Genomic DNA, 4,503 nt, shown 5'->3' on the forward strand with positions numbered 1-4,503 from the left:
TCGTCGGCTCCTTCCACCCCCCGGCCGGCGTCCTGTGCGACCTGGCCGCGCTGGACTCCCTCCCGGTGCACGACTACGTCTCCGGGCTCGCGGAGGTCATCAAGGCCGGGTTCATCGCCGACCCGGTCATCCTCGACCTGATCGAGGCCGACCCCGAGGGCGCCCGCACCCCGGCCGGTCCGCACACCGCCGAGCTGATCGAGCGGTCGATCCGGGTCAAGGCGGAGGTGGTCTCCTCGGATCTGAAGGAGACCGGGCTGCGGGAGATCCTGAACTACGGCCACACCCTCGGCCACGCCATCGAGAAGAACGAGCGCTACAAGTGGCGGCACGGCGCCGCGGTGGCCGTCGGAATGCACTTCGCCGCCGAACTGGGCCGACTGGCGGGCCGGTTGGACGACGCCACCGCCGACCGCCACCGCACCATCCTGGAGTCGGTGGGGCTGCCGCTCACCTACCGCTACGACCAGTGGCCCAAGCTGCTGCAGACGATGAAGGTCGACAAGAAGTCCCGCGGGGACCTGCTGCGCTTCATCGTCCTCGACGGCCTCGCCAAACCGACCGTCTTGGAGGGCCCCGACCCGGCCATGCTGCTCGCCGCCTACGGCGAGGTGGCCCAGTAAGTCCCCCGGGGACCCTTCCGTCCGATTCGCTTGCGGCGACGGGCACTTCGGGCCGCCCCCGGCCGTTCACCAAACGACGGCCGGGGGCGGTACCGTTCGGTAGGGAGCGGGTCGCGCCCGCTGCCAGCGCCGAAAGCCCTGAAAGACGAGACGGAGTGGCACCGGATGCAGCACGCAGTGGGGTCTCCGCTGCCGCCGCCCCACCAGCCGGGGCACGGTCCGGCCGCCGGTTGGTCGCCGGCCGCACAACACCCGGGTCCGCACCAGGCGGACCGGCACCATCCGGGACCGCACCCGGGACCGGCCCCGCACCAGGCATCGATCCCCCAGCAGGGTCCGGTCCCGCACCAGGGTCCGGCTCCTCATCAGGGTCCGGCCGCGCATCAGGGACCGGCCCCGCACCAGGGGCCCGCCCCGGTGCCGCAGGGACCCGCTCCCATGCCCCAGGGCTCGGCCCCCGTGCCGCAGGGATCCGCCCCCGTACCCCCGCCGCCGCCCCCGGGCTACACCGGAGCGCCGGCTCCCCACACCTCGGCGCCCCCGCAGTCACCGGATGTCACCGGACACGTCCAGCTGCCGCCCGGCGGCCCGGTGGCGGCCCCCGGCACCCCGCAGGCGCCGGCCGCCCCGGTGCCCGACCCGGCCACCACCACCCTCGCGGTGCTGCTGATCGGCCCGGCCGGCGCGGGCAAGACCAGCGTCGCCAAGTACTGGGCGGACCACCGCCGGGTGCCCACCGCCCACATCAGCCTCGACGACGTCCGTGAATGGGTCCGCTCCGGCTTCGCCGACCCGCAGTCCGGATGGAACGACAACTCGGAGGCGCAGTACCGCCTGGCCCGCCGCACCTGCGGCTTCGCCGCGCGGAACTTCCTGGCCAACGGCATCTCCTGCATCCTCGACGACGCCGTCTTCCCCGACCGCCCGGTGGTCGGCCTCGGCGGCTGGAAACGGCACGTCGGGCCCGGCCTGCTCCCCGTCGTCCTCCTCCCGGGGCTCGACATCGTCCTGGAGCGCAACGCCGAACGCACCGGCAACCGCCGCCTCACCGACGAGGAGGTCGCCCGCATCCACGGCCGCATGGCCGGCTGGTACGGCTCGGGGCTGCCGATCATCGACAACTCCCAGCTCGACGTCCCCGGCACGGCCCGCGTCCTGGACGAGGTCCTGGCCAGGGCGATCGCCAGTCCACCGAAGTGGTGAACGCGGACCTCCGAGGGGCGCGGGGCTGTGCCGATATGCGGCTCCGCCGCGTGGGCGCGACCGGCCCACCACGGGCCGCGCCCGGCAGACAACCGTTCACACCCCGGCGCTAGCCCGAACGGCACCTCCCCAACCGGCACAAAACGCCCAACGCTCCTACGCTCGTCTCATGTCAGAGGTGTACGCGACCCGCCGAGCGCGGCTGAGGGAATGCAGTAGTGCCAGCGGCAGTGCCGCCGCGCTCGTCTCCCGTCCCGCCAATGTGCGCTACCTCGCGGGCGCGGCACCCCACGGTGCCGTACTGCTGCTGGGCAAGCGCGAAGACCTGCTGGTGTGCGCCGAGCCGCCGGACGACCGCCCCACCGACGGCCGCCTCGACGAGGCGGTGCGGGTGCACGCCCTGTCCGGCCCGGGCGGCGACCCGGCCGTCGCCGCCGCCGACCTCGCCGTGGGCCAGGGCGCCGATTCTCTCGCCGTGGAGGAGCACCACCTCACCGTCTCCCGGCACCGGGCCATCACCTCGGTCGCGCCCCGGCTGCGCCTGGCCGACCTGGGCGGCGCGGTCGAGCAGCTGAGAGTGGTGAAGGACGAGGAGGAGATCTCCTGCCTGCGCATCGGCGCCGAGATCGCCGACCAGGCCCTCGGTGAGCTGCTCGAATCCATCCTGGTCGGCCGTACCGAACGCCATCTCGCCCTGGAGCTCGAGCGGCGCCTCGTCGATCACGGCGCCGACGGCCCCGCCTTCCCCACCTCCGTCGGCACCGGCCCGAACTCCGGCCGCCGCGGCCACCGGCCCACGGACCGGCGGGTCGAGGAGGGCGACTTCCTCTCCGTCTGCCTGGGCGCCACCTACCGCGGCTACCGCTGCGAGATCGGCCGCACCTTCGTCATCGGGACCTCGCCCGCCGACTGGCAGATCGAGCTGTACGACCTGGTCTTCGCCGCTCAGCGCGCCGGACGGGAGTCCCTGGCGCCCGGCGCCGCCTACCGGGACGTGGACCGCGCGGCACGGCAGGTGCTGGACTCGGGGGGCCATGGGGAAGCGCTGCCTCCGCTGATCGGGCACGGCGTGGGACTCGAAATCGACGAGGACCCGCAGTTGGCTCCCTCGGCCATGGGTAAACTGGACGCTTGCGTGCCGGTCACCGTCGAACCGGGGGTCCACCTCCCGGGACGGGGCGGCGTCCGGATCGATGACACGCTCGTCGTCCGCCCCGAGGCGGACGGCGGACCCGAGCTACTCACCATTACGACCAAGGAGCTGCTCGCGCTATAGGTGCGTGCCCCGGGGTCGTCCACGTCAGTCCAGGAGATTCCGCAACCGTGGCTTCCACGAACGACCTCAAGAACGGCATGGTGCTCAAGCTCGAAGGCGGCCAGCTCTGGTCCGTCGTCGAGTTCCAGCACGTCAAGCCCGGCAAGGGCCCGGCCTTCGTGCGCACCAAGCTCAAGAACGTGCTCTCCGGCAAGGTCGTCGACAAGACCTTCAACGCCGGCGTCAAGGTCGAGACGGCCACTGTCGACAAGCGCGACATGCAGTTCTCGTACATGGACGGCGACTACTTCGTCTTCATGGACATGGAGACCTACGACCAGCTCCACATCAACAAGAAGGTCGTCGGCGACGCCGCCAACTTCCTGATCGAGGGCTTCGAGGCCACGGTCGCCCAGCACGAGGGCGAGGTGCTCTTCGTCGAGCTGCCGGCCGCCGTCGAGCTGACCGTCGCCGAGACCGAGCCGGGCGTCCAGGGCGACCGCTCCACCGGTGGCACCAAGCCCGCCACCCTGGAGACCGGCCACCAGATCCAGGTCCCGCTCTTCATCACCACCGGTGAGAAGATCAAGGTCGACACCCGCACCAGCGACTACCTCGGCCGGGTGAACAGCTAACCGTGGCCGCCCGCAACACGGCCCGCAAGCGCGCCTTCCAGATCCTCTTCGAGGGCGACCAGCGCGGCGCCGACGTCCTGACCGTTCTCGCGGACTGGATCCGGCTCTCCCGGGCCGACACCCGGCAGCCGCCGGTGAGCGAGTACACGATGCAGCTGGTCGAGGGCTACGCGGAGCACGCGAAGCGGATCGACGAGCTGATCTCGCAGTACTCCGTCGGCTGGACGCTTGACCGGATGCCTGTCGTCGACCGCAACATCCTGCGCCTCGGCGCGTACGAGCTGATCTGGGTCGACGAGACCCCGGACGCCGTCGTGCTGGACGAGATGGTGCAGCTGGCGAAGGAGTTCTCCACGGACGAGTCGCCCTCGTTCGTGAACGGCCTGCTCGGCCGGCTGAAGGAGCTCAAGCCTTCGCTGCGCCGCGACGAAGCCTGAGCGACCCAAGACGCCCGAGGGCCCGCAGCACCTCCGCTGCGGGCCCTCGGGCGTTGCCGTACGACTGGGCCCCGGGAGGCCCGCTGGAGGCGGACGTCTGGACCCCCCCGGGAAGCCCGCAGGAGGCGTACGTCCGGGCCCCGGGCGGCCCGCTGGAGGCGTACGTCCGGGCCCCGGGAGGCCCGCAGGAAGGCGCAGAGGGCCGCGGGAGCCACACAGGAAACCGCCGGGGGGGGGGGGGGCCGGGGGGGGGGGGCGGCCCCCGCGCGCGGGGGGGGGGGGGGGGGGGTGGGGGGGGGGGGGGGGGGGGGGGGGGGGGCGGGGGGGGGGGGGGGGGGGGGGGGGGTACG

General features: G+C 72.9%; 5 protein-coding genes. All 5 read left to right on the plus strand.

All coding sequences use genetic code 11. The annotated features are described in order from the left end of the window. Positions 1-623 (plus strand): 3-dehydroquinate synthase family protein (locus ACIG0D_RS32970; RefSeq protein WP_399808454.1); only part of this gene is annotated, 623 nt, incomplete at its 5' end. Positions 624-788: 165 nt separating this feature from the next. Continuing rightward, on the plus strand, positions 789-1,826 hold the full coding sequence (locus tag ACIG0D_RS32975; RefSeq protein WP_399808456.1) for an AAA family ATPase: 1,038 nt from the start codon (positions 789-791) through the stop codon (positions 1,824-1,826). Between the two features lie 169 nt (positions 1,827-1,995). Further along, positions 1,996-3,102 (plus strand): aminopeptidase P family protein, encoded by a 1,107-nt coding sequence (locus ACIG0D_RS32980; RefSeq protein ID WP_399808458.1) that lies wholly within the window; start codon positions 1,996-1,998, stop codon positions 3,100-3,102. A 47-nt stretch (positions 3,103-3,149) separates the two neighbouring features. Next, positions 3,150-3,716: an elongation factor P gene (efp, locus tag ACIG0D_RS32985; RefSeq protein WP_399808461.1), complete on the plus strand. Its 567-nt coding sequence runs from the start codon at positions 3,150-3,152 to the stop codon at positions 3,714-3,716. A gap of 2 nt (positions 3,717-3,718) precedes the next feature. After that, the gene (nusB, locus tag ACIG0D_RS32990; RefSeq protein WP_165996677.1) at positions 3,719-4,153 is read left to right on the plus strand and encodes a transcription antitermination factor NusB; all 435 of its coding nucleotides are present in this window, start codon (positions 3,719-3,721) and stop codon (positions 4,151-4,153) included. Positions 4,154-4,503 lie beyond the last annotated feature (350 nt).

The organism is Streptomyces sp. NPDC052773, from assembly GCF_044547145.1.
Taxonomy (GTDB): domain Bacteria; phylum Actinomycetota; class Actinomycetes; order Streptomycetales; family Streptomycetaceae; genus Streptomyces.